Annotated in this window: 29 protein-coding genes and 1 other RNA gene; 13 read left to right on the plus strand and 17 right to left on the minus strand. The window is 58.8% G+C overall.

The annotated features are described in order from the left end of the window. Window positions 1-142: 142 nt before the first annotated feature. Window positions 143-592 (minus strand): EVE domain-containing protein, encoded by a 450-nt coding sequence (locus WG29040_RS03235; RefSeq protein WP_003438320.1) that lies wholly within the window; start codon window positions 590-592, stop codon window positions 143-145. 196 nt (window positions 593-788) lie between these two features. Here WG29040_RS03235 and WG29040_RS03240 point away from each other — a divergent pair, with 196 nt between their 5' ends. Then, window positions 789-938: a hypothetical protein gene (locus tag WG29040_RS03240; RefSeq protein WP_003438323.1), complete on the plus strand. Its 150-nt coding sequence runs from the start codon at window positions 789-791 to the stop codon at window positions 936-938. Between the two features lie 36 nt (window positions 939-974). Here WG29040_RS03240 and WG29040_RS03245 read toward each other — a convergent pair whose 3' ends face one another. From WG29040_RS03245 to WG29040_RS03260, 4 genes are all read right to left on the minus strand, one after another. After that, on the minus strand, window positions 975-1,574 hold the full coding sequence (locus WG29040_RS03245) for a 5-formyltetrahydrofolate cyclo-ligase (RefSeq protein ID WP_127195659.1): 600 nt from the start codon (window positions 1,572-1,574) through the stop codon (window positions 975-977). An 82-nt stretch (window positions 1,575-1,656) separates the two neighbouring features. Then, window positions 1,657-1,834, minus strand: a non-coding RNA gene (gene ssrS, locus WG29040_RS03250) — 6S RNA. Window positions 1,835-1,865: 31 nt separating this feature from the next. Beyond that, window positions 1,866-2,183 carry a cell division protein ZapA gene (locus tag WG29040_RS03255; protein ID WP_003438329.1) on the minus strand — a complete coding sequence of 106 codons (318 nt, stop codon included), beginning with the start codon at window positions 2,181-2,183 and terminating at the stop codon, window positions 1,866-1,868. Next, on the minus strand, window positions 2,180-2,389 hold the full coding sequence (locus tag WG29040_RS03260; protein WP_003438332.1) for a TIGR02449 family protein: 210 nt from the start codon (window positions 2,387-2,389) through the stop codon (window positions 2,180-2,182). The genes WG29040_RS03255 and WG29040_RS03260 overlap by 4 nt, the downstream gene beginning before the upstream one ends. 134 nt (window positions 2,390-2,523) lie before the next feature. Between WG29040_RS03260 and WG29040_RS03265 the strand changes: the two genes are divergently transcribed. From WG29040_RS03265 to gcvH, 8 genes are all read left to right on the plus strand, one after another. Then, on the plus strand, window positions 2,524-3,087 hold the full coding sequence (locus tag WG29040_RS03265) for a YecA family protein (protein ID WP_003438334.1): 564 nt from the start codon (window positions 2,524-2,526) through the stop codon (window positions 3,085-3,087). A gap of 29 nt (window positions 3,088-3,116) precedes the next feature. Continuing rightward, a complete protein-coding gene (pepP, locus tag WG29040_RS03270; RefSeq protein WP_127195660.1) occupies window positions 3,117-4,451 on the plus strand; it encodes a Xaa-Pro aminopeptidase in 1,335 nt (444 codons plus the stop codon). Further along, complete coding sequence (ubiH, locus tag WG29040_RS03275; RefSeq protein WP_010656873.1) at window positions 4,448-5,635, plus strand: 2-octaprenyl-6-methoxyphenyl hydroxylase; 1,188 nt, start codon at window positions 4,448-4,450, stop codon at window positions 5,633-5,635. The genes pepP and ubiH overlap by 4 nt, the downstream gene beginning before the upstream one ends. A gap of 84 nt (window positions 5,636-5,719) precedes the next feature. Then, entirely contained in the window at window positions 5,720-6,937 is a 1,218-nt protein-coding gene (locus WG29040_RS03280) for a 2-octaprenyl-3-methyl-6-methoxy-1,4-benzoquinol hydroxylase (RefSeq protein ID WP_177412925.1), read from the plus strand. 119 nt (window positions 6,938-7,056) lie between these two features. After that, a complete protein-coding gene (locus tag WG29040_RS03285; protein ID WP_127195662.1) occupies window positions 7,057-8,058 on the plus strand; it encodes an extracellular solute-binding protein in 1,002 nt (333 codons plus the stop codon). Window positions 8,059-8,205: 147 nt separating this feature from the next. Next, on the plus strand, window positions 8,206-9,822 hold the full coding sequence (locus WG29040_RS03290; protein ID WP_003438348.1) for an iron ABC transporter permease: 1,617 nt from the start codon (window positions 8,206-8,208) through the stop codon (window positions 9,820-9,822). 156 nt (window positions 9,823-9,978) lie between these two features. Then, complete coding sequence (gene gcvT / locus WG29040_RS03295) at window positions 9,979-11,061, plus strand: glycine cleavage system aminomethyltransferase GcvT (protein ID WP_010656869.1); 1,083 nt, start codon at window positions 9,979-9,981, stop codon at window positions 11,059-11,061. A 62-nt stretch (window positions 11,062-11,123) separates the two neighbouring features. Further along, entirely contained in the window at window positions 11,124-11,507 is a 384-nt protein-coding gene (gcvH, locus tag WG29040_RS03300) for a glycine cleavage system protein GcvH (protein WP_003438354.1), read from the plus strand. A gap of 95 nt (window positions 11,508-11,602) precedes the next feature. Here gcvH and WG29040_RS03305 read toward each other — a convergent pair whose 3' ends face one another. From WG29040_RS03305 to WG29040_RS03330, 6 genes are all read right to left on the minus strand, one after another. After that, window positions 11,603-12,745: a DegT/DnrJ/EryC1/StrS aminotransferase family protein gene (locus WG29040_RS03305; protein WP_127195663.1), complete on the minus strand. Its 1,143-nt coding sequence runs from the start codon at window positions 12,743-12,745 to the stop codon at window positions 11,603-11,605. Between the two features lie 189 nt (window positions 12,746-12,934). Continuing rightward, window positions 12,935-13,249 (minus strand): DUF2388 domain-containing protein, encoded by a 315-nt coding sequence (locus tag WG29040_RS03310; RefSeq protein WP_003438359.1) that lies wholly within the window; start codon window positions 13,247-13,249, stop codon window positions 12,935-12,937. A 66-nt stretch (window positions 13,250-13,315) separates the two neighbouring features. Beyond that, window positions 13,316-13,765, minus strand: coding sequence for an NfeD family protein (locus tag WG29040_RS03315; RefSeq protein WP_127195664.1), 450 nt, complete (start codon window positions 13,763-13,765; stop codon window positions 13,316-13,318). A 3-nt stretch (window positions 13,766-13,768) separates the two neighbouring features. Further along, on the minus strand, window positions 13,769-14,689 hold the full coding sequence (locus WG29040_RS03320; RefSeq protein WP_003438363.1) for an SPFH domain-containing protein: 921 nt from the start codon (window positions 14,687-14,689) through the stop codon (window positions 13,769-13,771). A gap of 128 nt (window positions 14,690-14,817) precedes the next feature. Beyond that, window positions 14,818-16,581, minus strand: a complete 1,764-nt coding sequence (locus tag WG29040_RS03325; protein WP_127195665.1) for a GspE/PulE family protein — start codon at window positions 16,579-16,581, stop codon at window positions 14,818-14,820. Window positions 16,582-16,692: 111 nt separating this feature from the next. Then, window positions 16,693-17,049 (minus strand): hypothetical protein, encoded by a 357-nt coding sequence (locus WG29040_RS03330; RefSeq protein WP_127195666.1) that lies wholly within the window; start codon window positions 17,047-17,049, stop codon window positions 16,693-16,695. Window positions 17,050-17,176: 127 nt separating this feature from the next. On the opposite strand from WG29040_RS03330, the gene WG29040_RS03335 reads away from it, so the two are divergent. Then, complete coding sequence (locus tag WG29040_RS03335) at window positions 17,177-17,641, plus strand: Lrp/AsnC family transcriptional regulator (protein WP_003438371.1); 465 nt, start codon at window positions 17,177-17,179, stop codon at window positions 17,639-17,641. A gap of 151 nt (window positions 17,642-17,792) precedes the next feature. On the opposite strand, the gene WG29040_RS03340 is transcribed toward WG29040_RS03335, so the two are convergent. From WG29040_RS03340 to WG29040_RS03360, 5 genes are all read right to left on the minus strand, one after another. Continuing rightward, window positions 17,793-18,725, minus strand: a complete 933-nt coding sequence (locus tag WG29040_RS03340) for a hypothetical protein (RefSeq protein WP_010656864.1) — start codon at window positions 18,723-18,725, stop codon at window positions 17,793-17,795. 250 nt (window positions 18,726-18,975) lie between these two features. After that, window positions 18,976-19,452, minus strand: a complete 477-nt coding sequence (locus WG29040_RS03345) for a glycine zipper domain-containing protein (protein WP_003438376.1) — start codon at window positions 19,450-19,452, stop codon at window positions 18,976-18,978. 252 nt (window positions 19,453-19,704) lie between these two features. After that, on the minus strand, window positions 19,705-22,053 hold the full coding sequence (locus WG29040_RS03350; protein ID WP_003438379.1) for an FdhF/YdeP family oxidoreductase: 2,349 nt from the start codon (window positions 22,051-22,053) through the stop codon (window positions 19,705-19,707). Next, window positions 22,050-22,883, minus strand: coding sequence for a formate dehydrogenase accessory sulfurtransferase FdhD (fdhD, locus tag WG29040_RS03355; protein ID WP_003438382.1), 834 nt, complete (start codon window positions 22,881-22,883; stop codon window positions 22,050-22,052). Before fdhD ends, WG29040_RS03350 begins: the two co-directional genes overlap by 4 nt. 93 nt (window positions 22,884-22,976) lie before the next feature. Then, window positions 22,977-23,864 (minus strand): LysR family transcriptional regulator, encoded by an 888-nt coding sequence (locus WG29040_RS03360; protein WP_003438386.1) that lies wholly within the window; start codon window positions 23,862-23,864, stop codon window positions 22,977-22,979. 115 nt (window positions 23,865-23,979) lie between these two features. Between WG29040_RS03360 and lysM the strand changes: the two genes are divergently transcribed. Next, the gene (lysM, locus tag WG29040_RS03365; RefSeq protein ID WP_003438388.1) at window positions 23,980-24,420 is read left to right on the plus strand and encodes a peptidoglycan-binding protein LysM; all 441 of its coding nucleotides are present in this window, start codon (window positions 23,980-23,982) and stop codon (window positions 24,418-24,420) included. Between the two features lie 78 nt (window positions 24,421-24,498). On the opposite strand, the gene yrfG is transcribed toward lysM, so the two are convergent. Beyond that, entirely contained in the window at window positions 24,499-25,161 is a 663-nt protein-coding gene (yrfG, locus tag WG29040_RS03370; protein WP_003438390.1) for a GMP/IMP nucleotidase, read from the minus strand. An 88-nt stretch (window positions 25,162-25,249) separates the two neighbouring features. On the opposite strand from yrfG, the gene nudE reads away from it, so the two are divergent. Both nudE and cysQ read left to right on the plus strand, forming a co-directional pair. Further along, complete coding sequence (gene nudE / locus WG29040_RS03375; protein ID WP_003438392.1) at window positions 25,250-25,816, plus strand: ADP compounds hydrolase NudE; 567 nt, start codon at window positions 25,250-25,252, stop codon at window positions 25,814-25,816. Next, entirely contained in the window at window positions 25,813-26,646 is an 834-nt protein-coding gene (cysQ, locus tag WG29040_RS03380) for a 3'(2'),5'-bisphosphate nucleotidase CysQ (protein ID WP_127195667.1), read from the plus strand. Before nudE ends, cysQ begins: the two co-directional genes overlap by 4 nt. Window positions 26,647-26,692 lie beyond the last annotated feature (46 nt).

Raw genomic sequence — 26,692 nt, forward strand, 5'->3', positions numbered from 1 at the left:
ACATCCTGTGTCACAGAGCGCTCTAGTTTGACTGTTTCAAGGCCGCGCAGGCTTGATGCCAGTCAAAGGAAGTTGAGAGCCTAGACGCTAATACAGGATGTTGCCGGAGCCGGGGCGGATTCAACCCGGGAGCCGGGTGTTACTAAAGCAGGCCCAGCACCACTGCCCATTGCTCGGCAGTTACGGGCATGACTGAGAGGCGGCTGCCTTTTTGTACCAGTGGCATTTCGGCCAGCGCGCTTTGTTGTTTCAGGTAGTCGAGCTTGATGACCCTGGGGAAGGTTTGCACGTGTGCCACTTGCAATGCACTCCACGGGTTTTTTTCGGCGCTGGCCTTGGGGTCGAAATAGTGGCTTTCGGGGTCCAGGGCCGTGGGGTCCGGATACGCGGACTGGACGATTCGGCCAACCCCGGCAATCCCAGGCTCGGGGCAGCTGGAATGGTAGAAGAAAAACTCGTCGCCGGTGCTCATGCTCCGTATAAAGTTGCGCGCCTGATAGTTACGCACGCCATCCCAGCGCGCTTCGCCAATCTTCTGCAAATCCTTGATAGAGAACTCGTCGGGCTCGGATTTCATCAACCAATAGGCCATTTTCACTGCTCCTCAAATGCTGCCTGGTCATTTTGTCTGGCAAGATATTTGTAAACCGACAGTCGGTTGACGCCAGCGTTTGCGTGTCAGTTCGTGTTGCCTCAGAATGCCGGGATTTTAAGCTTGACGCTGCTGCACGGCCTATAACAAAAACCGTTGCTGTCATCGTGTTGATTTGCCTGAAGGGGGGCAATCGATGAAACGCAAACCGGATTTACTGTGGATTTTGGTTATTTTGTTCGGTTTGGGCGTGGTTACAACGGGTTATGCGCAAAGCCTCTGGTCAACTTCGACCGACACCTCGATGGAACTGGCGCAGCAACAGGTACAACCTTTCAAGCGCTAGACACTTCCAGTCAATTTGACAGAGACGCCCTGGCAGTCAGTGGGCTACGTACCACTGCTTGTCCGAGACCGTACCCTGTAGCGGCACATCCCAACTGGCCTGGGCCAGACTCTCTACTTTCTGACATTCGTGGGCCAGCCCCAACAGTGTCGGCTTGCGCCATCTTTGGCGACGGGCCAGATAGGCCAGGCTGCGGTCATAAAAACCGCCGCCCATGCCCAGTCGTCCCCCGGCTTGATCAAACCCCACCAGCGGCAACAGCACCAGGTCCAGTGCCCAGACCTTGCGCTGGCGTGCGCGGTTGATTCGGGGTTCGAGAATTCGAAAGCGATTGGGGATCAGTTTTTCACCGGGTGCAACGCGCTGAAACACCATCTTGGTTCGTGGCCATGCGCTGAGCACGGGCAGGTAAGTAATCTTGCCCCGACGCTGTGCTTCACGCAGCAGCAGGCGCGGATCGATTTCACCGTCAGTGGGCAGGTACAGCGAGATATGTCTGGCGCGGCGAAACAGCGGGTGTTGCGCCAGTTGCCGGTACAGGCCGCGGGCAGCCTGGCGTTGCTCGCAGGGCGAAAGTTCGCGGCGGGCTTTGCGCAGCAGTCGTCGAAGTTGCGGGCGTGTCGCAGGTTCGGTCATGGTGCTGTTCAAGATCGAGTTCACCGGACGGTTGGCTCGTGAAAGGCAATGCCAGCTCATGGCCGGCATTGCGCTGGAAATCAGGCTCCCCGACGTACCGCTGTCGGCTTGGCCCTTGAACCCGAAAGTTCAAGGTGGAAGTTGCAGTAGACCTTAAGGCTTTCCGTCGAGCGGACATGCACACCGGTCCAACGTGCAAGCTCCAGGGTAGTGCGAATCGGCTCAGGGACATCGCTAACTGGCGAATACTCCAGGGAGTGGCGCGAGTATACCCCAAAGAAACCTTTTGAATCAGCTCTGACGTTCGTTCGGATCAGTGGCGAGCACCAGATCGACGCGCTCCAGCAGGTCGCGCACCTGTTCGCGAGTTGAGCCGTTGGGCTGAACTTCGGCGATTTCCTGTCTGTGCAACAGATCGTGGGTGATATTCAGGGCGGCCATTACGGCGATACGGTCGGCGCCAATAACTTTGCCGCTGCTGCGGATTTCCCGCATTTTGCCATCCAGATAGCGGGCGGCACTCACCAGATTGGTGCGTTCTTCCTGGGGGCACATGATCGAATATTCTTTATCGAGGATGTGCACGGTGACGCTGCTGCTAGTACTCATGAGTCTTGCTCCAGGGCTTTGAGGCGCGAAATCATCGATTCCACCTTGTGTCGGGCGATTTCGTTTTTTTCAATGAGGTGCGCGCGTTCCTCGCGCCAAGTTTTTTCCTGAGCTACTAAGAGTCCGTTTTGACGGTTAAGTTGCTCGACGCGGCTGATCAGCAGCTCGAGCCTGGCCATCAGTGCATGCAGGTCGGTGTCTTCCATTGTGTCCTACTGTGTATTTTCTGATGGATGGTAACCGTCAAACGAGTTGACGCCTCGATGGTCTGGCACGTCTGCCGATGCTAGGATACAAGGCCTCCATTCTAGACATAGCGCCGCTTGGCGCCTAGCTGACCATGCCTATTCAGAATTCCCCGTATCAAGCCTTTGCCACCCTGCTGACCTCCAGCGGCCATAATGTTTCGCCTGCAGAACTGCACGGCCTGTTGTTGGGTCGCAGCGCTGCTGGCGCCGGCTTTGACCACGACGGCTGGCTGGCGGATGCCAAAGAGCTGTTCCAAAGCGAAAATGAAATCAGTGACAACGTACGCAATGCCCTGATCGGTTTGCAAGAAATGGTTAAAGGCGAACTGACCGGCGACGACATGACCGTCGTGTTGCTGTTGCCTACCGATGATGCGCCGCTGACTGAACGCGCCATCGCCCTGGGTGAGTGGTGTCAGGGTTTCCTGGCCGGTTTCGGCCTGAACTACCGTGACAATGCCTTGAGTCTTGAAGGTAAAGAAGTGCTGAACGATCTGGCGGCCATTTCCCAGGTGCAAGATGCCCTGGAAGAATCCGAAGACGGCGAAAGCGACTACATGGAAGTGATGGAATACCTGCGCGTCGCGCCGCTGTTGCTGTTCACTGAAACCAAAAAAACTGCTGAGCCTGCGGCTGCCAAGCCTTCGCTGCACTGATTGATCGTCAAGAGGGAACCCGTCTGCCCATGATCCATATCCCGAAATCGGAATACACACGTCGCCGCAAGGCGCTCATGGCGCAGATGGAGTCCAACAGCATTGCGATTCTTCCTGCTGCGCCAGTGGCAATTCGTAATCGCGATGTCGAACATGTTTACCGCCAGGAGAGCAATTTCCAGTATCTGAGCGGCTTTCCAGAGCCCCAGGCGGTGATTGTCCTGATTCCGGGCCGGGCTCACGGTGAATACGTACTGTTTTGCCGCGAGCGCAATGCCGAGCGTGAGCTGTGGGACGGCTTGCGGGCCGGGCAAGAAGGCGCGATCCGCGACTTCGGCGCAGACGATGCGTTTCCCATCACTGACATTGACGACATCCTGCCGGGGCTGATTGAAGGCCGTGACCGGGTGTATTCGGCGATGGGCAGCAACCCCGATTTTGATCGCAACCTGATGGAGTGGATCAACACGATCCGCTCCAAGGCGAACCTCGGTGCTCAGCCGCCCAACGAATTCGTTGCTCTGGATCATCTGCTGCATGACATGCGCCTGTATAAATCGGCGGCAGAGATCAAGGTCATGCGCCATGCGGCGCAAATCTCGGCTCGCGCCCATGTGCGCGCCATGCAGGCCAGCCGTGCCGGTTTGCATGAGTACAGCCTCGAGGCCGAACTGGATTATGAATTCCGTAAAAGCGGGGCAAAAATGCCAGCCTATGGCTCGATCGTCGCCTCTGGCGATAACAGCTGCATCCTGCACTACCAGGAAAATGACGCCCTGCTCAAGGATGGCGACCTGGTATTGATCGATGCCGGGTGTGAGATCGACTGCTACGCCAGTGATATCAGCCGTACATTCCCGGTCGGCGGCAAGTACTCGCCTGAACAAAAAGCCATTTACGAACTGGTGCTGGCGTCCCAGGAAGCCGCGTTTGCCCAGATCGCGCCCGACAAACACTGGAACCAGGCCCACGAAGCCACGGTTCAGGTGATCACGGCGGGGCTGGTTGAACTGGGCCTGTTGCAGGGCGATGTGGATCAACTGATCGCCAGCGAAGCCTATAAACCCTTTTACATGCATCGCGCTGGCCACTGGCTGGGGCTCGATGTGCATGACGTGGGTGAATACAAGGTGGGCGGTGAATGGCGCGTGCTGGAAGTCGGCATGACCCTGACGGTTGAGCCCGGCATCTACATCAGCCCGAATAATCTGAATGTCGCCAAAAAATGGCGCGGCATCGGGGTGCGCATTGAGGACGACGTAGTGGTCACCAAACAGGGCTGTGAGGTCTTGACCGGCGACGTGCCGAAAACCGTCGCAGATATCGAAGCCTTGATGGCTGCAGCACGAGCGGGCGCGGTATGAACCGGGTCAGTCTGGCGATCATCGGTGGCGGACTGGTCGGTGCCAGTCTTGCCTTGGCGCTGCAGGCCGGGGCCAAGGCCCGGGGCTGGAAAATCGTATTGATCGAGCCGTTTGCTCCCGGCAACAGTTATCAGCCGAGCTACGATGCTCGCTCGTCGGCGCTTAGTTATGGTGCGCGGCAAATCTACGAGCGGATGGGGCTTTGGCAAGCCATTGCCGAGCGTGCCGAGCCGATCAAGGACATTCACGTGTCCGATCGCGGGCGTTTTTCCACGGCTCGTTTGTCGTCCAGCGAAGAAGGGGTTCCGGCGCTCGGGTATGTGGTCGAAAACACCTGGCTCGGCCAAAGCCTGTGGAAAAGTCTGGACCCGGACGTGATCAGCTGGCGTTGCCCGGCTGAAGTTATCCACATGCAGCCGCTCGAAGATGGCTACCGCTTGACGCTCAATGACGAAACCACGCTCGACTGCGACCTGGCAGTGCTGGCCGATGGCGGTCGCTCGGGCTTGCGCGAGCAGTTGGGGATTCATGTGCGCAAGCGGCCATACGATCAAAGTGCGCTAATTGCCAACATCACCCCGAGCCAGCCCCACGCCGGAATGGCGTTCGAGCGTTTCACCGATGAAGGTCCGATGGCCTTGCTGCCATTGCCCGACAACCGTTGTGCGCTGGTATGGACCCGTCTTGGGATGGATGCCCGGCGCCTGGCGGCACTGGATGAGCGCAGCTTCCTCAGCGAGTTGCAGGCTGTATTCGGCTACCGCCTGGGCACCCTCAAGCAGGTCGGCGCACGGCATTTGTACCCGCTTTCGCTGGTCGAAGCCGAAGAGCAGGTACGCCCGCACCTGACTATTCTGGGCAACGCGGCTCACAGCCTGCACCCGATTGCCGGCCAGGGTTTCAACCTGTCCTTGCGCGATGCGCAGGCATTGGCCGACGCCTTGTTGGCGAGCGACAAAAAGCCCGGTGATTTTGCCACGCTGCTGAGTTATCAACAGCGGCAAAAACTCGACCAGCAACTGACAATTGGCTTCTCGGACCAGGTAACCCGGGTGTTCGGCAGTGAGCAGCCATTGGTCTCGCTGGGGCGTAACCTTGGCTTGCTCGGCCTCGATTTGTTGCCGCCGGCCAAACGCTGGTTTGCCCGCCAGGCGATGGGGCTGGGCACCCGCGCCGACAGTTAATAATGACGGCCGGGGCATGCCCCGTGTCGGACCATTTTTCAAGTGCGGCGTATGCCGCTAGCGAGACAGGCTTAAAGCATGGAAATGCGCGCAGATCTGCTGATTGTCGGGGCCGGAATGGTCGGTAGTGCTTTGGCACTGGCGCTCAAGGACAGCGGACTGAAAATTCTGCTGCTCGATGGCAGCCCGCTGGATGTCAAACCGTTCAGCCCGCAGGCCCCGTTTGAACCCAGGGTCAGTGCCTTGTCGGCCGCCAGTCAGCGCATCCTGCAACGCCTGGGAGCCTGGGACGGGATTGCCCGGCGGCGTGCCAGTCCGTATTCGCACATGCACGTGTGGGATGGCAGCGGCACGGGGCAGATCCACTTCTCGGCGGCCAGTGTGCATGCCGAGGTGCTGGGCCATATCGTTGAAAACCGGGTGATCCAGGATGCGCTGCTGGAGTGCCTGCAAGCCACGGATATCCAACTGCTGGCCAATGCACGGCTGGAGCAAATGCGTCGTTCCGCTGACGACTGGCTGCTGACCCTGGCAGATGGACGCACCCTGCGGGCACCGGTAGTGATTGCCGCCGACGGTGCCAACTCGGCTGTGCGCCGCCTGACCGGCTGTGAGACCCGTGAGTGGGATTACCAGCATCACGCCATCGTCACCAGCGTGCGGTGCGCAGAACCCCATCAGCAGACCGCCTGGCAGCGTTTTACCGATCACGGGCCACTGGCATTTTTGCCACTGCAGCGTGATGGCCAGCAGGATTGGTGCTCAATCGTCTGGTCGACCACCCCTGAGCAGGCCGCGCACCTGATGGCGCTGGATGACGAGGGATTCTGCCGCGAGCTGGAGCTGGCCTTCGAAGGCCGGCTGGGCAAGGTTGTGAGTGCAGACCCGCGGGTCTGCGTGCCTCTGCGCCAGCGTCACGCCAAGCGTTATGTGGCCGAAGGCCTGGCATTGATCGGTGATGCGGCACACACCATCCACCCCTTGGCCGGGCAGGGGGTGAATCTGGGCTTCCTCGATGCAGCGGTGCTGGCAGATGTGCTGTTGCATGGGGTGGATCGCGGCGAACGGCTGGCGGATGTGCGGGTACTGAGCCGTTTCGAGCGCCGCCGCATGCCGCACAACCTGGCGTTGATGGCGGCGATGGAAGGTTTTGAGCGCCTGTTCCAGTCAGATTCGTTGACCGCCCGCTTGCTGCGTAACAGCGGATTGAAATGGGTCAATCAAATGCCCGAAGCCAAAGCGCTGTTTGTGCGTCAGGCGCTGGGCCTGACCGGCGACTTGCCGCCGCTGGCCAAAGCCTGAGACCTGCAGAAGGCGTTTCTTGCAACATCTGGTAACGGCTCTAGGGCGAGTTAGGTTGAGATGGCAAATGTGATTCACTACCATTTACGCCCGATTCGCATTAAGAGAGACCGCCCTCCATGTTGGTACCCAAGCGTCTACTGACTGCCCTGGCCCTTACTATTTTCGGGAGCAGCGCCTTTGCTGCCGATGAAGTGGTGGTCTACTCCTCGCGCATCGACGAGCTGATCAAGCCGGTATTTGACGCATACACCGCCAAAACCGGAGTCAAGGTCAAGTTCATCACCGACAAGGAAGCGCCGCTGATGCAGCGCATCAAGGCCGAAGGGCAGAACGCTACTGCTGACCTGTTGCTGACTGTGGATGCCGGCAACCTGTGGCAGGCCGAGCAAATGGGCATTTTGCAGCCGCTCAAATCTGACGTGATCGATAAAAATATCCCGCCTCAATACCGCTCTTCCTCCCACGAGTGGACAGGCTTGAGTTTGCGTGCGCGAACCATTGCCTACGCCTCTGACCGGGTCAAACCTGAAGAACTGTCGACTTACGAAGCCCTGGCGGACAAAAAGTGGGAAGGCCGCCTGTGCCTGCGCACCGCCAAGAAGGTTTATAACCAGTCGCTGACCGCCACCATGATCGAAGTGAATGGCCCGCAGAAAACTGAAGAAATCCTCAAGGGCTGGGTGAATAACCTGTCTACCGATGTGTTCTCGGATGACATCGCAGTGCTGGAGGCGATCAACGCCGGGCAGTGCGACGTCGGCATCGTCAACACTTACTACTATGGCCGCCTGCACAAGCAGAAGCCGGATCTGGCGGTGAAACTGTTCTGGCCGAACCAGGCTGACCGCGGCGTTCACGTCAACCTGTCGGGTATTGGCCTGACCAAATACGCTCCGCATCCTGAAGCGGCCAAGGCGTTGGTGGAGTGGATGACCACCCCTGAAGCCCAGGCGATTTTTGCCGGGACCAACCAGGAATTCCCGGCCAACCCGACTGTTGCACCTTCAGCCGAAGTGGCCAGCTGGGGTAACTTCAAGGCCGATGAACTGCCGGTTGAAGTCGCAGGCAAGCGCCAGGCAGAAGCTATCCGCATGATGGATCGTGCTGGCTGGAACTGATAAAAAACTGAAGTTTTACCTGTGGGAGCGGGCTTGCCCGCGATAGCATCAGCGTGGTTTCTGTAGGAGACCGGGCTGAGGCTATCGCCAGCATGCCCGCTCCCATATTTGTTATCGGTACTTCCAAACAACTTCCGAGAGTTTTTCGTGGCCCATCCTGCCCAACGTCGCTGGTATCCACTGGTTTTTGTCATTGCCGCTCTGGTGCTGTTGCCGCTGAGCGTTCTGCTGTTGTCCTGGCAAAGCATTGATGCACAGATCTGGAGCCACCTGTGGGATACGCAGATGCCGCGCCTGCTGGGCAATACCCTCACCCTGATTGTGGGGGTCGGCATAGGCGTGACGCTGCTGGGCGTGAGCCTGGCGTGGTTAACCAGCCTGTGCGAGTTCCCCGGCAGGCGCTGGCTGGACTGGGCGCTGATGCTGCCGTTCGCGATTCCTGCCTATGTGCTGGCATTTGTTTTTGTCGGCCTGCTGGACTTTGCCGGTCCGGTGCAAACCCTGCTGCGGGAATGGTTCGGCATGGGCCTGCGGCTGCCAAGGGTGCGCTCCACCGGCGGCGTGATTATCGTGCTGATTCTGGTGTTCTACCCCTACGTTTACTTGTTGGCGCGCAGCGCATTTCTCGCTCAGGGCAAAGGCCTGATGGAAGCGGCCCGGGTGTTGGGCCAGAGTCCGTGGCAGGCGTTCTGGCGTGTGGCACTGCCAATGGCACGCCCGGCAATTGGTGCGGGGGTGGCGCTGGCACTGATGGAGACCCTGGCCGATTTCGGCGCCGTGTCGGTGTTCAACTTCGACACCTTTACCACGGCCATCTACAAAACCTGGTACGGCTTTTTCAGCCTGTCCACCGCTGCGCAACTGGCCAGTTTGCTGCTGCTGGTGGTGATGCTCGTGCTCTATGGCGAACGCCGGGCCCGGGGTGCCAGCCGCGCCAGTAACGAGCGGCCCCGGGCCAAGGCCTTGTATCACTTGCGGGGGGCCAAGGCGTGGCTGGCCAGCAGCTGGTGCTTGCTGGTGTTCGCCTGCGCTTTCGTGATCCCGATGCTGCAATTGGTGGTGTGGTTCTGGCAGCGCGGACGCTTTGATCTTGATGAGCGTTATACCGGCCTGATTCTGCACACCCTGTATCTGGGCGCCATGGCCGCCCTGATCACCGTCAGCGTGGCGCTGGTGCTGGCGTTTGCCCGACGACAGGCGCCCACTCCGGCTATCCGCGCCGGGGTCAGTCTGGCGAACCTGGGCTATGCATTGCCGGGATCGGTGCTGGCGGTATCGATCATGCTGGCTTTCAGCTATCTGGATCGTGAACTGGTGATCCCGGTATCAGGCTGGCTCGGAGGAGCAGGCAAGCCGCTCTTGCTGGGCAGCCTGTCGGCCTTGCTGCTGGCATATCTGGTGCGCTTTATTGCTGTGGCTTACGGCCCGCTGGAAAACAGCCTGGCGCGCATCCGGCCTTCTTTGCCGGAAGCGGCCCGCAGTCTGGGAGTGAGTGGCCCGCGACTGTTTATCAAAGTGTATCTGCCGTTATTGCTGCCGGGCACCCTGAGTGCTGCGCTGCTGGTATTTGTCGATGTGCTCAAAGAGATGCCTGCTACCTTGCTGATGCGCCCGTTCGGGTGGGACACGCTGGCGGTTCGGATCTTTGAGATGACCAGTGAAGGTGAGTGGGCGCGGGCCTCGTTACCGGCGCTGACGTTGGTGCTGGTCGGTTTATTGCCGGTCATCGGGCTGATCCGTCGCTCGGCACATCGAATCGGTTAGGTGCCAGTCCCTCCCCATGTGGATACAATGCGCGGCATTCGGTGCGGTCTGTCTGTCAGGCCAGGTTCTCTGTTAAACGCATCAAGCCCTCTTTAAGAGGGCTGGGGCCCAAAACAAGCCTGTCCGCACCTTCGCCAAGCCCGGAAGGAGAAACCCATGGGACAGCGTACGCCTCTGTATGACCTGCATCTCGCCCTTGGCGCGAAGATGGTCGATTTTGGCGGTTGGGATATGCCCTTGCATTACGGCTCGCAAGTCGAGGAACACCATGAGGTGCGCCGCGACTGTGGAGTTTTTGATGTCTCGCATATGACCGTGATTGACGTCACCGGTAATCAGGCCAAGGAATGGCTCCAGCATTTATTGGCCAACGATGTCGAACGTCTGAACACGCCCGGCCGTGCTCTTTACAGCGCCATGCTCAATGAGCAGGGCGGTGTGGTCGACGACATGATTGTCTACCTCATGCCCGAGGGCTATCGGCTTATTGTCAACGCCGCTACCCGTGATCAGGATCTGGCCTGGATGGCGGCTCAGGCTCAAGGCTATGCCGTTGAGCTGCACGAGCGTTCCGAACTGGCTTTGCTGGCAATTCAGGGACCTCAGGCCCGGCATAAGGTGGCCGAGCTGGTGAATCAGGCCCGCAGCCAGTTGATCCAGCAACTCAAGCCCTTCGAAGGGCAGAGCTGTGGTGACTGGTTTATCGCGCGCACCGGCTATACCGGCGAAGACGGTCTGGAAATTCTGCTTCCGGCCGATCAGGCACCGGCTTTCTTTAACGACCTGGTGGGCGCCGGTATCTCGCCTATTGGCCTGGGCGCTCGCGATACCTTGCGTCTTGAAGCCGGCATGAATCTCTACGGACAGGATATTCATCTGTCTGTCTCGCCACTTTCCGCCAACATGGCCTGGACCATCGCGTGGGAACCGTCCTCGCGAAAATTCATTGGCCGCGAAGCGCTGGAGGCCGAAAAGGCCAGCGGAGTGAAGCTCAAACTGGTGGGTCTGGTACTCGAAGAGCGGGGTGTCCTGCGGGCTCATCAGGTGGTTCGTATCGCTGATGTTGGCGAAGGAGAGATAACCAGTGGTAGTTTCTCTCCTACGCTGAGCAAATCGATTGCTTTGGCACGGGTTCCAGTGGCAACGGCCGATCGTGCCGAGGTCGAAATTCGTGGTAAGTGGTATCCGGTTCGCGTGGTTAAACCGACTTTTGTGCGTCTTGGCAAAGCCTTGATCTAATGTTTACTGGCGGGCAAACACGCTGTGTGAGCCGCTGAAATTTCTTCTTGAGGACACTGAATATGAGCGATATCCCTGCTGACCTGCGCTTTGCTGAAAGTCATGAGTGGGCCCGTCTGGAAGCTGATGGTACGGTTACTGTCGGCATCAGCGATCACGCTCAGGAAGCCTTGGGGGATGTGGTGTTTGTTGAGCTGGCCGAAGTCGGCAAAGTGTTTGCCGCCGGTGATACTGCGGGAGTCGTGGAGTCGGTAAAAGCTGCTTCGGATATCTACTCGCCGGTGTCGGGCGAAGTCATTGCCGTTAACGAAGCACTGGCCGATAGCCCTGAGTCGCTGAACAGCGAACCCTACGCCAGCTGGATCTTCAAGCTCAAGCCAAGCAACACCGCGGAACTGGAAAAACTGCTGGATGCTGCCGGTTACAAAGCCGCAATCGGCGAGTAACCCCGGCCTGTTACTGTGGGAGCGTGCTTGCTCGCGATCTTTCAGAAGATCAAAAGAGCGCAAGGCAAGCTCGCTCCTGCAGTTGTTCTAAATACTCAAGCGTCTTTCAACACCGCTTTGACCGCCGCTACAGAGCGTTCCACATCGGCCTTGGTCATGGCGGTAAACATCGGTAGCGACACGATCAGCCGGCCCACGCGCTCGGCAATCGGCAACATCCCCTCCTTGAAGCCTTGCGCACGATACAAACTCAGCAAATGAATCGGCGGGTAGTGATAGCCCACGCCGACGCCCAGTGCCTGCATGTCTTTCATGAAGGTGGCACGGGCAGGTTCGCCATCTTTGCGCTCCGCCAGCACCAGCTGGAACAAATGCCAGTTGGTATTGTTGAAGTCAGCCACCGGCAGTTGCGCGCCGTATTCGGCTTCAAAGTCAGGGCCAAAACATTCGAAGTAATGTTTTGCCAATTGCCGGCGATGGGCGGTAATGGCTTCGATATGGGCAAACTGGCCCAAGCCAATAGCCGCTGCAATATCGGTCATGTTGAACTTGCCACCAAGCACGTCGACATCCAGACCGTCGAAACCGGTACGAGTAACCCCTTGCAGGCGATATTTCTCGGCCAGCCGCGCTTCTTCTTCATTGTTCAGCACCAGACACCCGCCTTCGGACGAGGTGATGTTTTTGTTGGCCTGAAAACTGAAAGAAACGAAATCGCCGCGTGCGCCGATGCGTTGCCCGTTCCAGCTGGAGCCCAGAGCCTGGGCGGCATCTTCGACTACGCGCAGGTTGTATTTTTTGGCCAGCGCGTACAACGCGTCCATGTCCACCGGCAAGCCCGACAAATACACCGGAATGATGGCCTTGGTACGCGGGGTGATGGCGGCCTCGACCTGGGCCAGGTCGATATTGCGTGTAACCGGGTCGATATCGGCGAACACCGGTGTGGCGCCTACTTCGAGGATCACATTGGCCGTGGCGACCCATGAAATAGAAGTGGTGATCACTTCATCACCGGCACCGATACCCGCGATGCGCAGAGCGATTTCCATGGTGCAGGTGCCGGAGTTGAAGGTACGCACCGGGCGACCGCCAAAGTACTCGGACAGCTGTGCTTCGAAAGCCTGAACCTTGGGCCCGCTGGTGATCCAGCCTGAGCGCAGCACGTCGCCAACCGCAGCAATGGTGGCTTCATCAATGGTGGGTTTGGAAAACGGCAGGAAAGGCAGTGAGCTCATGGAAGCAATACGTCCGATGTGAGTTTGGGTGGGCAAAGCATACCCATAGCATGGCTCACATCGGGTGAAATTTCTGTCTAGGGGCTGAATGACCAGTCCTGAGCTGCTGGCCCGGGTGCCTGGTCTTCAGGGCCGCCAGGGGCAGCGGCCCAGCAATTCCATGGCAACCAGCGCCAGTGGCTAGAGGCGTTACTCGACAGTCGCGTTTTTCGCCAGGATGGCGTTGGCCAGATCCATGTCACTGACTTTCAGTTGCGGGTTATCGGCACGCACTTGCTGCATGGCGGATTCCAGATAAGGGCCGCGGATCGAACCGTTGCTGGCAACAAAGCTCCCGGCGTCATCCTGGGCGGCGATTACTTTGCGGTCTTTTTTGAAGGTCAGGTAGGTGGAGCCGGTGGTCGCGCCGGAAGACAGCACATTGCGCCAAAAAGTGTCGGCCATTGCAGAACCAACAGGAAGGGATAGCAGGGCGATCGCGGCGACAGCATATTTGAGACGCATGACAGTGACTCCGAATAGGTTAATTACCAACTTTGATTCTAGTTAACGGCCGGGAGTTCCGTAACCTCATGCAGTAACTTCTACGCTTAGCACCGTCCCGTTCTGGGCTGTTACCCGAACCCGGGTGCCGACGTCAGCATCGGGCCCTGTCACCATCCATACCCCGTCACCGACCTTGATTTTACCCCTTCCCCCGACTATCGCCTGTTGAACGACAAAGGTGCGACCGATCAGCTCGTGTCCCCGGCGATTCAGGTCCGGTTGATCGCTACTGGCGATAGCGCCACGCTGGCGTTTCCACCAGTACAGCGCGGTGAGAATCGCCAGTACGCCAAACAGAGGGAACTGCAGGGTCCAGGTCAGACCCGGTATCAGGAAGGTCACGGCCCCGACGATGATCGCGGCAATGCCTGCCCAAAGCAGATAACCACCGGCGCCGAACACTTCCAGAATCAGCAGCACCGTACCCAGTGCCAGCCAGTCCCAGTAGTTCAGGTTTTGCAGGAACTCCCACATGCCTCAGACCTTTTTGTTATCGAAGGTGGCTTTAACGATTTCGCCGATACCGCCCACCGCGCCGATGACCTGGCTGGCCTCCAGCGGCATGAGGATGACCTTGCTGTTATTGGCAGAGGCCAGCTTGCCCAGGGCATCGATGTATTTTTGCGCGACGAAGTAGTTGATCGCCTGCACGTTGCCATTGGCAATGGCTTCGGACACTACCTGGGTCGCCCGGGCTTCGGCTTCGGCCTGGCGCTCCCGGGCTTCGGACTCGAGAAAAGCCGCCTGGCGGCCGCCTTCAGCTTCGAGGATCTGCGCCTGCTTTTTACCTTCGGCGGTTAAAATTGCCGAGGCCCGAAGGCCTTCAGCCTCAAGGATTTGCGCACGCTTGATGCGCTCGGCTTTCATCTGGCCGGACATGGCGGCCATCAGGTCTGCAGGCGGGCTGATGTCCTTGATCTCGATACGGGTGATCTTGATCCCCCATGGCGCCGTGGCTTCATCAACAGTGCGCAGCAGTTTTTCATTGATGCCGTCCCGCTGGCTCAGCATGGCATCCAGCTCCATGGAGCCGAGCACCGTGCGGATGTTGGTTTGCAGCAGGTTACGAATGGCATGCTCGAGGTTATTGACCTCATATGCCGCCTGGGCCGTGTTGACCACCTGGAAGAAACACACGGCATCGATTTGTACGGTGGCGTTGTCGGCAGTTATGACTTCCTGGGGCGGGATATCCAGCACGCTTTCCATCACGTTGATCTTGCGTCCGATGCGATCCATGACCGGAATGATGATATTCAGGCCCGGTTTCAGGGTGTTGGTGTAGCGGCCGAAGCGTTCTACTGTCCACTGATAACCTTGGGGCACGACCTTGAACCCCATGAAAAGCACGGCGATAGCCAAGGCGACAAATAACAGGACCACTGTACCCACTTGCATGACAATTCCTTGTTCGAGGTGTAAGGGGAAAGAACCGACCTGATTGTATGGACTCAACGGCCAAGGCTCGTGAGCTCACTCCTGCATGTAAACGGTGCAACTGTTTAGATTTTAGTCAAAACGAATCATCACGCAGGTGTAACGCGCAAAGCTTCCTCCAGCGTGGTCATGCCTGTGGCCACTTTATGGGCTGCCGCCAGTCGCAAGGGCTGCATGCCTGCGGCGCACGCTGCGCGATGTACGGCGTTCAAGTCGGTCCGGGAATCGATCAGGGTTCTGAGGCTGTCATTCATCAGCATTATTTCGTAGATACCGGCCCGGCCACGGTAGCCCGTATCCCGGCACACAGCACAGCCCGTCGCCCTGCAGGTACCCTCCGGTGCTGGTCCCGGCCATTGTTTGACGAAACTCTGCCAGTCGTCCGGCGTCAATGGCTCCTCGTTTTTACATTCGGGACACAAGGTTTTCACCAGTCGTTGTGCCATGACCCCCAGCAGCGTGGCCTTGATCAAATAAGGCGCGACGCCCAGTTCCTGCAGGCGACTGATGGCGCTGGGAGCATCGTTGGTGTGCAGGGTCGACAGCACCAGATGGCCGGTCAGGGCGGCCTGAATCGCGACTTCGGCAGTTTCCAGATCGCGTATCTCGCCGAGCATGATGATGTCCGGATCCTGGCGCATCAGGGCGCGTACGCCACTGGCGAAAGTCAGGTCGATGCCGGGTTGCACCTGCATTTGATTGAACGCCGGCTCAATCATTTCGATGGGGTCTTCAAGGGTGCACAGGTTGATCTGTTCTGTGGCCAGCTGTTTGAGGGTTGCGTAGAGGGTGCTGGTTTTACCCGAACCGGTGGGGCCGGTGAGTAAAATAATGCCGTGGGGCTGGCGGGTCATGTGCTGCCAGCGTTGCAGGTCTTGCGGGGTAAAACCGAGCTGGTCGAAACTCTTGAGCAGCACCTGCGGATCAAAAATACGCATCACCATTTTTTCGCCAAAGGCGGTGGGCAAGGTGGCGAGCCGCAGTTCAACCTGTGCCCCGGCCGGGGTTCTGATTTTGATCCGGCCATCCTGGGGTTTGCGCTTTTCGGCGACATTCATCCGGCCCAGGCTCTTGAGGCGGCTGACAACGGCCGTCGTCACCTGTGTCGGAAATTGGTAAACGTTATGCAGCACGCCATCAATGCGAAAGCGTACGCCGCCCTGCTCACTACGCGGCTCGATGTGGATGTCACTGGCGCGTTGCTCGAAGGCGTACTGAAACAGCCAGTCGACGATATTCACAATATGCGCGTCGTTGGCATCGGGCGTCTGGCCGCCGCCGAGGGTGAGTAGTTGTTCGAGGTTGGCCTGCTTGCTGGTTTTATGATCATTTAGCGTGGCGCCGTTGACCGATCTGGCCAGCTGAAAAAATTCCACATTCAGGCGCTGGATATCCAGAGGGTTGGCAACCACACGCTTGATGGGCCGTTTGAGCACTTGCTTGAGATCCGCTTCCCAGCGGCTGACCCCGGGTTGAGCGCTGGCGATGGTAATGGACTGTTGATCTGCCGCCACCGCGAGGATTTCATGCCGTTGGGCAAATGCCAGGGACATCAGTCCGGTAACCGTCACGACATCAATTTTCAGTGGATCTATGCGCATGTAAGGCTGCTGGCATTGCTCCGCCAGCCAGGCGGTGAGGGTCTCAAGGTCGAGGGCCTTGCCGGGGCGACCGGGGTCGATGAGCTGCAGGCTGGCCAGCAACACCAGTGGATGCACGGCGTTGTGACGAGGCTCGCGGCCGGCGTTCAATGCCTGCTCTGCGCCACCTTTGTGCAGGCGGCCTTGGGCGAGGAGTGCGGTGACCAGGTCGTTGAGATCCAGCCAGTGGTCATGGGCGGGGGCGAAGTGCATACAAGCTCCTTGGGCTTTAAAGCATCGGCCCGACATATCCCTGTCCGGGCCGTGAAGTCCAAAGCCTAGTTGCTGGCCCATCACCCAGGCCTGGCCAATGGTTGCGAGCTATTACCCGGCAACGCGCTGGTGGCTCATGGCGCCACCCTTGAAATCAGCGTCCCGGGATTTGGCCGGTAGCAATTGCACTTCGAAGACACTGACCAGGTTGCGCAGTTTTTCGCCAATCACCTGAGCCCGGTGCCAGCTTTGCTCATCACTCAGAATTTCAATGCTTAACCTGTCGTTGTCGCGCTCTACGTTGACCGATCGGGGAGTCAGTTGCTGCAAGGCAAACAGATTCAGTACGCGGCACAGCACATCGGCTTCTGCCTCGGCCTGAATATAAAAGTGCACCGGACATGGGGCGGCGTTGCTGGCCCAGACGTCTGGGCGGACTGAGTGGCTGACGGCTTGCAGAGGCGGCATGCTAAAACTCCTGATTAGGCTGGAGAAATATTTACACGCCAGGGCGGGAATTTTTTATCTAAGATGCAGGAGTTAAACGAAATTAAGACTGGATCAAGTCTTAAATACGTCATAAAGAGGTATTTCTATGCGAATCGAGCTGGATGCTTATGACCGGCGCATTCTCGCGCTGCTGCAAGAGGACGCCTCGCTGTCCAGTGCGCAAATCGCGGAGCAGGTAGGGTTGTCGCAATCGCCTTGCTGGAGGCGGATTCAGCGGATGAAAGACGAAGGGATTATCCGCGGCCAGGTGACCCTGCTCGATCGTAAGAAAATCGGCCTCAATACGCAGATTTTTGCCGAGATCAAACTCAACGCCCACGGTCGTTCCAACTTCACCGAGTTTACCGATGCCATTCGCGGCTTTCCTGAGGTCCTTGAGTGTTACGTGCTGATGGGCGCGGTGGATTTTCTACTGCGTATCGTCACCGCTGACATTGAAGCCTATGAACGGTTTTTCTTCGAAAAGCTGTCGATGGTGCCCGGCATTCAAGAGGTGAACTCGATTGTTGCCTTGTCCGAGATCAAATCCACCACTTGCTTGCCGGTATAAAAAACGGCCTTCACAAGGAAGGCCGTTGTCAGGTTGATCCGCTGAATCAGTGAACAAATAGCGCAATCAGGATGATGATCGGGATGGGAATGCCGAGAAATAGCAGCAGAAGTGAGCGCATTTTATTCTCCAGTAAGCAAAAGGTCCGGGGTTAAACAAGGGGTGTGGTGGTAGTGGTCAGATACGTCACTGCATCGCGGCGACGGCCGCCAAAGGTGGCGCACAGGCTGGCGAAGAACGCACCGAGCAACAGGCTGATAAACATCCACAGGGTGGTCCAGGCCGCTACTTTGGCAGCGGTGTCTGCTGCTTCCTTGGCTTTTACTTTGGCGTCTGCAACTGCTTGATGGGCCTTGGCATAGACCTGGTCAACCCGTTGTTCGGCTTCAGGCTGGCTGAGGTTGGTACGCTGGGCGACAATTTGTGCCAGGTAAGTACGGTCCTCTGCACTCAGTTGGCCGTCGTTGCCCAGACTGCGGACAAAGATGCGGGTCACCACACCATGGGCCGCGTCTTCGCTGACGGCGGTGCCACGATCATCGCGAAACAGCGTGTCGATGAAATAGTCCGAGCTATTGCCCGAACCGTGGCTGGCGTTGCTGCCTGCAGCGCTGCCGGCGGCACTGCTCATGGCGGTGGCGGCGCCCGAGGCAACGCTGGCTCCGGCCTGAACGCCGCTACCAATCACGCTGCTGACCGAGCTGGCGATTAACATGGCGGTAACCAGCGTGGCTACTGCCCAGGCCAAAAAGCCGTGGGCTGTATCGCGAAAGTACACCTCATCGCCATGCATGTTGGCCCATTTGACCCGCAGCCGGCCTGCCAGATAGCCGCCCATGCCTGAGGCGATGATCTGCGTCACGGCCAGCCAGATGATGGCAGTAATGCCCAGACCTTTTGCTCCCACTCCCTCATTCGCCCAAGGTGAAACCGCCGAGAAGCCCAGGCCGGCACCCAGCATGATGAGTAGCAAGGAGAGTGCGGCAGCTGCTGCTGCGCCGGCAAAAATGGCGGCCCAGGAAACACCTGAGTGGCCAGAAGAGTCTTGCAGGGCAGCGGGATAGTGCTCAGTTGTCCCGATCATTGTTGTTGTGCTCCTGAATGGAAGGAAGTGCAGCGTTCATTCAAGAGATTGCAGGGGATATGCCAATTAAATATTTGGCAGCAGTTTCATATTTTTCAATTAGTTAGAAGTTTTAACGAAATGCACGGTCATGCAGGTTGCATGATTGGGGGTAAACAGGCGGGCGTAATGCATTGAAACAATTTTGCGGGATAGGGCTGAACCGAAACGAAAAACGGGAGCCTTGCGGCTCCCGTTCTCAAGCGGTCGATCAATGATGACGATGCTTGTTTTTCTTGCGATGGCCATAGGCATGGCCGCGACCACGGTTGTCGTCACGGTAGTAACGGCGGTTATCGCGGCTGTTGTAGCGGCGATCATCGGCGTCGCTTTTATTGCCCATGTAGTTACCCAGCGCGCCACCGGCGCCGCCGCCAGCCGCTGCACCGACCAGGCCGCCAGTGCTGCCGCCGACACTGCGGCCCAGTACGTTGCCGCCAGCTGCGCCGAGGGCGCCGCCAATGGCCGCTTCGCCACGGCTGCGTTTGTCGGCGCCTACGGCACTACCCGCTGCGCCGCCGACGCCAGCACCAATCGCTGATCCGGTCGAGCCGCCGAGTTGTTGACCGACTACGGCACCGAGTACCCCGCCTAATGCGCCGCCTACACCGGCTTCGGTGGTGCCACCGGCCGAGGCTACGCCACTGACCAGGCCAAGGGACAACAAGAGAATCGAGGTGAGCTTCATAAGTGAGCCTCAAAGGGATGACGACGCGATCCTGAGGCTGCCGGGGAGTGGTGACAATCGAATTCCGACCAGTAACACGAGTTGTACACAATTATATAACTTGTTGTTTTTTATCGGGAACTTAATGGGTTTTCGGGGGTCTTTTAATTAGTTGGCATAGGCCGTTTTCACAGGAAACGGCCTTTTTTGTGCCTGGAATTCCTCAGCCGCTCTGCAGGGGCGAGCAATCCAGCTTTGCAGATTCAGGTCGGGTTAACCCGTCCTGGCCATGATCAGCTTCGACGGGCTCGCTGCTTCAAGGCATATTGCCACGAACTTGGAAGTCGGCGTATGGCTGCCATCCCCCGTGCTTTCAAGCGGCACCAGCGGATTGACCTCGGGGTAGTAGGCGGCAGCCTGGCCTGCGGGTATATCGAAAGCCAGCAGCGTGAAGTTTTTGACCCGGCGCTCACGGTCGTCGTTCCAGATCGACACGATGTCGACTTTCTGCCCCGGCTTGAAGCCCAGGCGAATGATATCGGCTTCGTTGACGAACAGAACGTCACGCTGACCTTTAACCCCGCGATAGCGGTCATCCAGACCATAAATGGTGGTGTTGTACTGATCGTGGGAGCGCATTGATTGCAGGATCAGGTCAGGCAGTTTCCCGGTCGCACGGGTGCGGGCATCCACCAGATCCTGGGGCAGCACGTTAGGCCGGAAGTTGGCGCGCCGGGTCGGGGTATTCCACTGCCGCGCCCCGGCAGAGTTGCCAAGGTAGAAGCCGCCCGGGTGCTGAATCCGGGTGTTGAAATCTTTGAAACCGGGGATGGTGTCGGCAATCAGCTCCCGAATGCGTCTGTAGTCGGCCACCACCCAGTTCCAGTCAACCGGATGGGTGCCCAGGGTGGCGGCAGCGATACCGGCAATGATCGAAGGTTCCGAGCGCATCTGATTCGACAATGGCTGCAACTGGCCGTTGGAGTCGTGGACCATGCTGAATGAGTCTTCCACTGTGACCGCCTGGGGGCCTTCAGCCTGGATGTCGATATCGGTACGGCCCAGGCACGGCAAAATCAGCGCTTGCTTGCCGTGCATCAGATGGCTGCGGTTGAGCTTGGTGCTGATCTGCACCGTCAGGTCGCAATTGCGCAGCGCCTCGGCGGTGCGCGGGCTGTCCGGGGTGGCCTGGGCAAAGTTGCCGCCCAGCCCGATAAACACCTTGGCGCGTCCTTCGAGCATGGCGTGAATGGCTTCGACCACGTTGTGGCCATTGTCACGGGGTACCTTGAACTTGAAGCGACGCTCCAGGGAGTCAAGGAAAGCCACCGGCGGGCGCTCGTTGATGCCCATGGTGCGGTCGCCCTGCACGTTACTGTGGCCACGTACCGGACACAGCCCGGCACCCGGGCGACCGATATTGCCGCGCAGCAACATCAGGTTGGCGATTTCCTGGATCGTCTGCACCGAATGCCGGTGCTGGGTGATACCCATTGCCCAGCACATGATTACGTTTTTGCCCTTGAGGTACATGCGCGCAGCACGTTCGACGTCGACCAGGGGCAGGCCCGATTGCTCGACGATGTGATCCCACGAGGTGGCATCCAGGCTGGCGATGTAGTCGAGCACGCCATCGGTATGTTCATTCAGAAAAGCGTGATCAAACACGGCAGGCAGGTCAGCCGCCTGGGCATCGCGCTCCCATTGCAGCAGAAACTTGGCCATACCGCGCAACAGCGCCATATCACCGCCCAGTGCAGGGCGCAGGTAGGCGGTGTTGGTTGGCCGGTCGCCGTTGGTGAGCATTTCCAGTGGATGCTGCGGATGTTGAAAACGTTCCAGACCGCGCTCCTTGAGCGGGTTGACACAGACCACCTGGGCACCGCGTTTAACCGCTTCACGCAATGGCTCGAGCATGCGCGGGTGGTTGGTGCCCGGATTCTGCCCGAGCACGAATATAGCGTCTGCGTGCTCGAAGTCGTCGAACGTCACTGTACCTTTGCCCACCCCGATACTTTGCGCCAGGGCTACGCCGCTGGCCTCGTGGCACATGTTCGAGCAGTCCGGGAAGTTGTTGGTGCCGAACGCGCGCACGAACAGTTGATACAAATACGCCGCTTCATTGCTGGCCCGGCCCGAGGTGTAGAACTCGGCCTGATTGGGGCTGGAGAGATTCAGCAAGTGCCTGGCGATCAATGCGAACGCAGCGTCCCAGCTGATGGGCGTGTAGTGGTCGGTCTCAGCGTTGTAAGCCATCGGCTCGGTCAGACGACCCTGGTATTCCAGCCAGTAATCGCTCTGCTCGAGCAAGGCCGTTACGCTGTGTTTGGCGAAGAACGGGGCATCCACCCGGCGCTTGGTGGCTTCCCAGTTCACCGCCTTGGCGCCGTTCTCGCAGAACTTGACTAGGCCGCTTTCCGGCGAGTCGCCCCATGCACAACCCGGACAGTCGAAACCGCCGTTCTGGTTGGTCTTGAGCATCATGCGCAGGTTTTTCAGCGCGTTGTCGCTGGTCAACCAGGCCTGCGCCACACTGATCAGCGCGCCCCAGCCACCTGCCGGGCCTTTGTAGGGCTTGTAGCGTGGGGTAGGGGTCTGGTCGGCTTGATGATGAGTGCTCACGCTTGACTCTCCTGCGCCGGGCTGTACACCCGTGGTGCGCTTTTTTGTGGCAGATGAATGAGGTTGAGGTTGTGGCGTCGGGCCCATTGCAGCGCCAGGCCGGTAGGCGAGGACAGGCTGATCAGGGTCTGGATACCGGCGCGCAACACTTTTTGAATCAGTTCAAGGCTGCAACGGCTGGTAACTATTGCCGCACCGCCGCTGAAGTCGATGTTCTGGCGTACCAGTGCGCCGATCAATTTGTCGAGGGCGTTGTGTCGGCCGATGTCCTCGCGACCCATCAGCAACTCACCCCGCGCGTCCATATAAACAGCTGCGTGGACCGCACCGCAGTGTTGGCCCAGCGGCTGGAATTCACTGATGCGCTGGCGCAAACCCTCAAGCCATTGGGCGGGCGGCAAGGGCGCCCCTGCAAGTACGTTGAGCTCGGGCAGGGCTTGTTCCACCGCTTCCACCCCACACAGCCCGCAGCCGCTGGTGCCCGCCAGTTGCCGGCGCTGCTGCTTGAGATTCCAGAACGCCCGACTGGCGATTTCGACCTGTGCGTATTGGGCCGGGCCTGCGCCGGTGAGCTTGAGGTCGTAGATTTCGCTGGCGTCTTTAATGATTCCGCTGCCCAGGCTGAAGCCGACGATGAAGTCTTCAAGGTCAGTGGGCGTGACCAGCATCACGGCCTGGCTGATGCCGTTATAGGCGATGGCCAGGGCAACTTCTTCGGCCAGTGCGGTTTCAGCGCCGCTGCTGTGGTCCAGCGTGACGTAGTGGTAGTTCTGGCTGGCAGCGGGAGTCACAGAGGCGGGTGCCGCGCACTGGGGGCGCTTGGCGTTCATAGGGCAGTACCGACATTTGGGTCAGTACAAGCCTAGGCGCGACACAGTGTCACGTCTAATCGCTAGTCCTTATCTATTGATAGATAGCGTCGATCAAGAAGGCTTGGCTGATTGTTGGTACATCCCGAAGCAGGCCTCGGCCAGCGCCGAACGGGGGGCGGCCCGGCGCATGATCAGGCCAAGGCGGGACAAGGTATTGGCGTCCTGAATCGGGTGCAGGCGCAGGTTGTCGGTCAGAGCTTCAAGCCCGCCCTCCAGCGGCATTACCGCGCAACAAAAACCGCCGTGTACGGCCTGCAACAGTTGATGAACGGCATCGGTTTGCAGGATGGGCCGGGGCGTGAGGCCACGACTATGGAAGTTGTGATCGATGGACTGGCGAAAGTGCATACCGCTGCTCAGCAGGCCAAGGGGCAATTCAATCAGTGCCTCCCAGCTCAGGGGTTGCTCGCCGAAGTTGAAGTGCCGCTGGTCGTAAAGCAGCCCCATGCGTGTTTCCCCGAGGGCCTGAAAATCAAAGCGCTCCTGATCCAGGCGGTCCAGATAGGACACGCCCACGTCCAGCCTGTTACTGGCGAGCTGTTCAAGGATTTGCTCGGAGCTCAGGGCTGACAGCTCAAAACGCAGTTCGGGGTGCTCCTGATGCAGGCGCTGTAATAAAGGCAGCGGATCAAAACTTGAGAGCGGCACCACACCCAGACGCAACGTCCCAATCAAATTGCCGCGACATGCAGCGGCCTCTGCCTGCAAGCCGTCGTAGGCGGCCAGAACAGTTCTGGCCCAGGCCAGCACCCGCTCGCCGGGAGCGGTAAAACTCTCGAAACGCTGGCCGCGGTTGACCAGTTGCAGGTCGAGTTCTTGCTCAAGGCTGCGCAGGCGCATGGACAGGGTGGGCTGGGTGATATGGCAGCGGGCGGCGGCCTGGCCGAAGTGCCGGGTTTCGTCCAGGGCTATGAGGAATTTCAGCTGTTTGATGTCCATCGTCGCTCCACGCGCTATTCACGGGCCGATTCTAGCGCGCCTGGTTCGCAGCCTGCTTCGCCAATGATGGTCTACGCTAGTGGATCTGGATATCTCAACCCTTGGAGCGTGATTCATGAGTATTTTTAGCTTTGTGAAAGAAGCCGGCGAGAAATTGATCGACCTGCTGACCCCGGGCAATGCCAATGCCAGTGAAGAGCTCAAGAAACACGTTGAACAGGTAGGTCTGGGCAACCCGAACATTACGGCCACCGTTGACGGCGACAAAGTGACGGTGAGCGGTGAAGTGGCCACTCAGGAAGAGAAAGAAAAAATCATTCTGGCCGCGGGCAACATTGCCGGTGTAGCCAGTGTTGAAGACAAGATCACCGTCACCGGGCCGGTGGTTGTGGCTTCCAAATTTGTAGTGGTAGAAAAAGGTGACACCCTCAGCGCGATTTCGCTGCGGGTGTACGGCAATGCCAACCAGTACAACAAGATTTTTGAAGCCAACAAGCCACTGCTCAAAGACGTCAACAAAATCTATCCGGGGCAGACACTGCGGATTCCTGAGTAACCCCGTCACTCATTTGCAGGAGCGAGCTTGCTCGCGAGCCTTTAACAGCTCGCTCCTGCATGGACAGGGCGTAATTTCTCAAAGCCCTTGCAGCAAATCCCGGTAATCCCCCAGCGCAGCAAACTCCTCGGTATCTTTCGGGCCCTTTTTGCTGTCCGGCTGTTTCACCGCCAGCAAGTGGGCCACGCCAAAATCACGGGCACTGCGCAGGATCGGCAAGGTGTCATCGATAAACAGGCTGCGGGATGGGTCAAAGCCGATATCGGCTTGCAGGGCATGCCAGAAAGCCGGGCTTTCCTTGGGGAACCCATAATCGTGGGAACTGATCAGGCGCTCGAAGTACGGCGCCAGCTCGATCCGCTCCATTTTTAACGACAACGAATCGCGGTGCGCGTTGGTGATCATGATCACCCGCTTGCCGGCCTGTCTGGTCGCTGCCAGAAAGGTGTCGGCATCGGGCCGCAAGGCAATCAGGTTGGCGGTTTCGAGCTTGAGTTCGCGCACCGGGATCTTCAGCTCGGTGCTCCAGAAGTCCAGGCAATACCACTGCAACTGGCCAGCATTGCGCTCAAACAGCGGCGTCAGCTCCAGGTCGGCCATTGCCCGGCTGATGCCATGCAACTCGGCATAGCGCTGGGGCAGGTGTTCCAGCCAGAAGTGATTGTCGTAATGCAAGTCGAGCAGGGTGCCGTCCATGTCGAGCAGTACGGTATCAATGTCGCCCCAAGGTAACGCTGTCATGCAAAACTTCTCCCGCAGTTGAAAAACTTCCGACACAGACAATCGGAAAAGCCGGGGTATAGTAACCCGTTCATATTGAGGAGCCGCTATGCGCCAAAAACCCACCGTACTTGCCCGTGAAATTGTTGCCAGTAGCCGATTGTTTCGCGTCGAAGAAGTGCAGTTGCGCTTTTCCAATGGTGTCGAGCGCACTTACGAGCGGCTGGTGGGGCGTGGCAACGGCTATGGCGCGGTCATGATTGTGGCCATGATCGATTCCGAACACGCGATTCTGGTTGAAGAGTACTGCGGCGGTACCGATGAGTACGAAGTGTCTTTGCCCAAAGGCCTGATTGAGCCGGGCGAAGATGTGCTGGCCGCCGCCGAGCGTGAACTGAAGGAGGAGGCCGGTTATGGCGCCCGCCAGCTGGAACACCTCACCGAGCTGTCGCTGTCGCCGGGTTACATGAGTCAGAAGATCCAGGTGGTGCTGGCCACCGACCTCTATGAAGAGCGTCTGGAAGGTGATGAACCCGAGCCGATGCGGGTTGAGCGGGTCAATCTGCGTGAGCTGTCGAGTCTGGTGCAAAACCCGCAATTCAGCGAAGGCCGTGCTCTGGCTGCACTGTATCTGGCGCGGGATTTGTTGACCCAGCGCGGAGTATTCGTGCCGTGAGCGATTTTCCCCACCCGTTGCTTGCAGGCGTCATCGCCCTGGCCCATGCCGCAGGGGACGCGATCTTGCCGTTCTGGCGTGCCGACGTTGCCGTGACCGCCAAGGCGGATGATTCGCCGGTTACCGCTGCTGATCTGGCGGCCCATCATGTGCTGCTCGATGGCTTGACGGCGCTGGCCCCGCAGATCCCGGTACTGTCTGAAGAAGACGCCAATATTGCACAGAGCGTGCGCGCCGGCTGGACCAGCTGGTGGCTGGTTGATCCGCTGGATGGCACCAAGGAATTTATTTCAGGCAGTGAAGAATTCACCGTCAATATTGCGCTGATCGAACACGGTCGTGTGGTCTTCGGCGTGGTCTCAATGCCCACCAGCGGTCGTTGTTACTACGGTGGTGCAGGGCTGGGTGCATGGCGTGAGGATGGCGGCGTGAGCTCGCCCATCAGCGTGCGCAACACCCCGCCTGCAGGCCAGCCGTTAACGGTGGTCGCCAGTCGCCGGCATTCCAGCCCTCAGCAAGAGCGCTTGTTGGCGGGTTTAAGCGAGCAGCTGGGCGAGTTGCAGCTGACCAGCGTAGGCAGTTCGTTGAAGTTTTGCTTGCTGGCCGAGGGAGCCGCCGATTGTTATCCGCGTCTGGCGCCGACTTCACAGTGGGACACGGCGGCGGCTCAAGGCGTGCTTGAAGGTGCAGGAGGGGTGGTACTGCAACTGGATGGCGAACCGTTCTGCTATCCGCCGCGTGAGTCGCTGCTCAATGACCATTTTCTGGCATTGCCGGCCAGGGCGCCGTGGCGCCAACAGCTGCTGGCCCTGGCGCAAAACAAGCTGTAGGAGCGAGCTTGCCGGCGATCTTCTGCCAGCTTGCGAGCAAGCCCGC

Origin of the sequence: Pseudomonas sp. PAMC 29040 (assembly GCF_003994535.1) — a bacterium.
GTDB classification, from domain to species: domain Bacteria; phylum Pseudomonadota; class Gammaproteobacteria; order Pseudomonadales; family Pseudomonadaceae; genus Aquipseudomonas; species Aquipseudomonas paraversuta.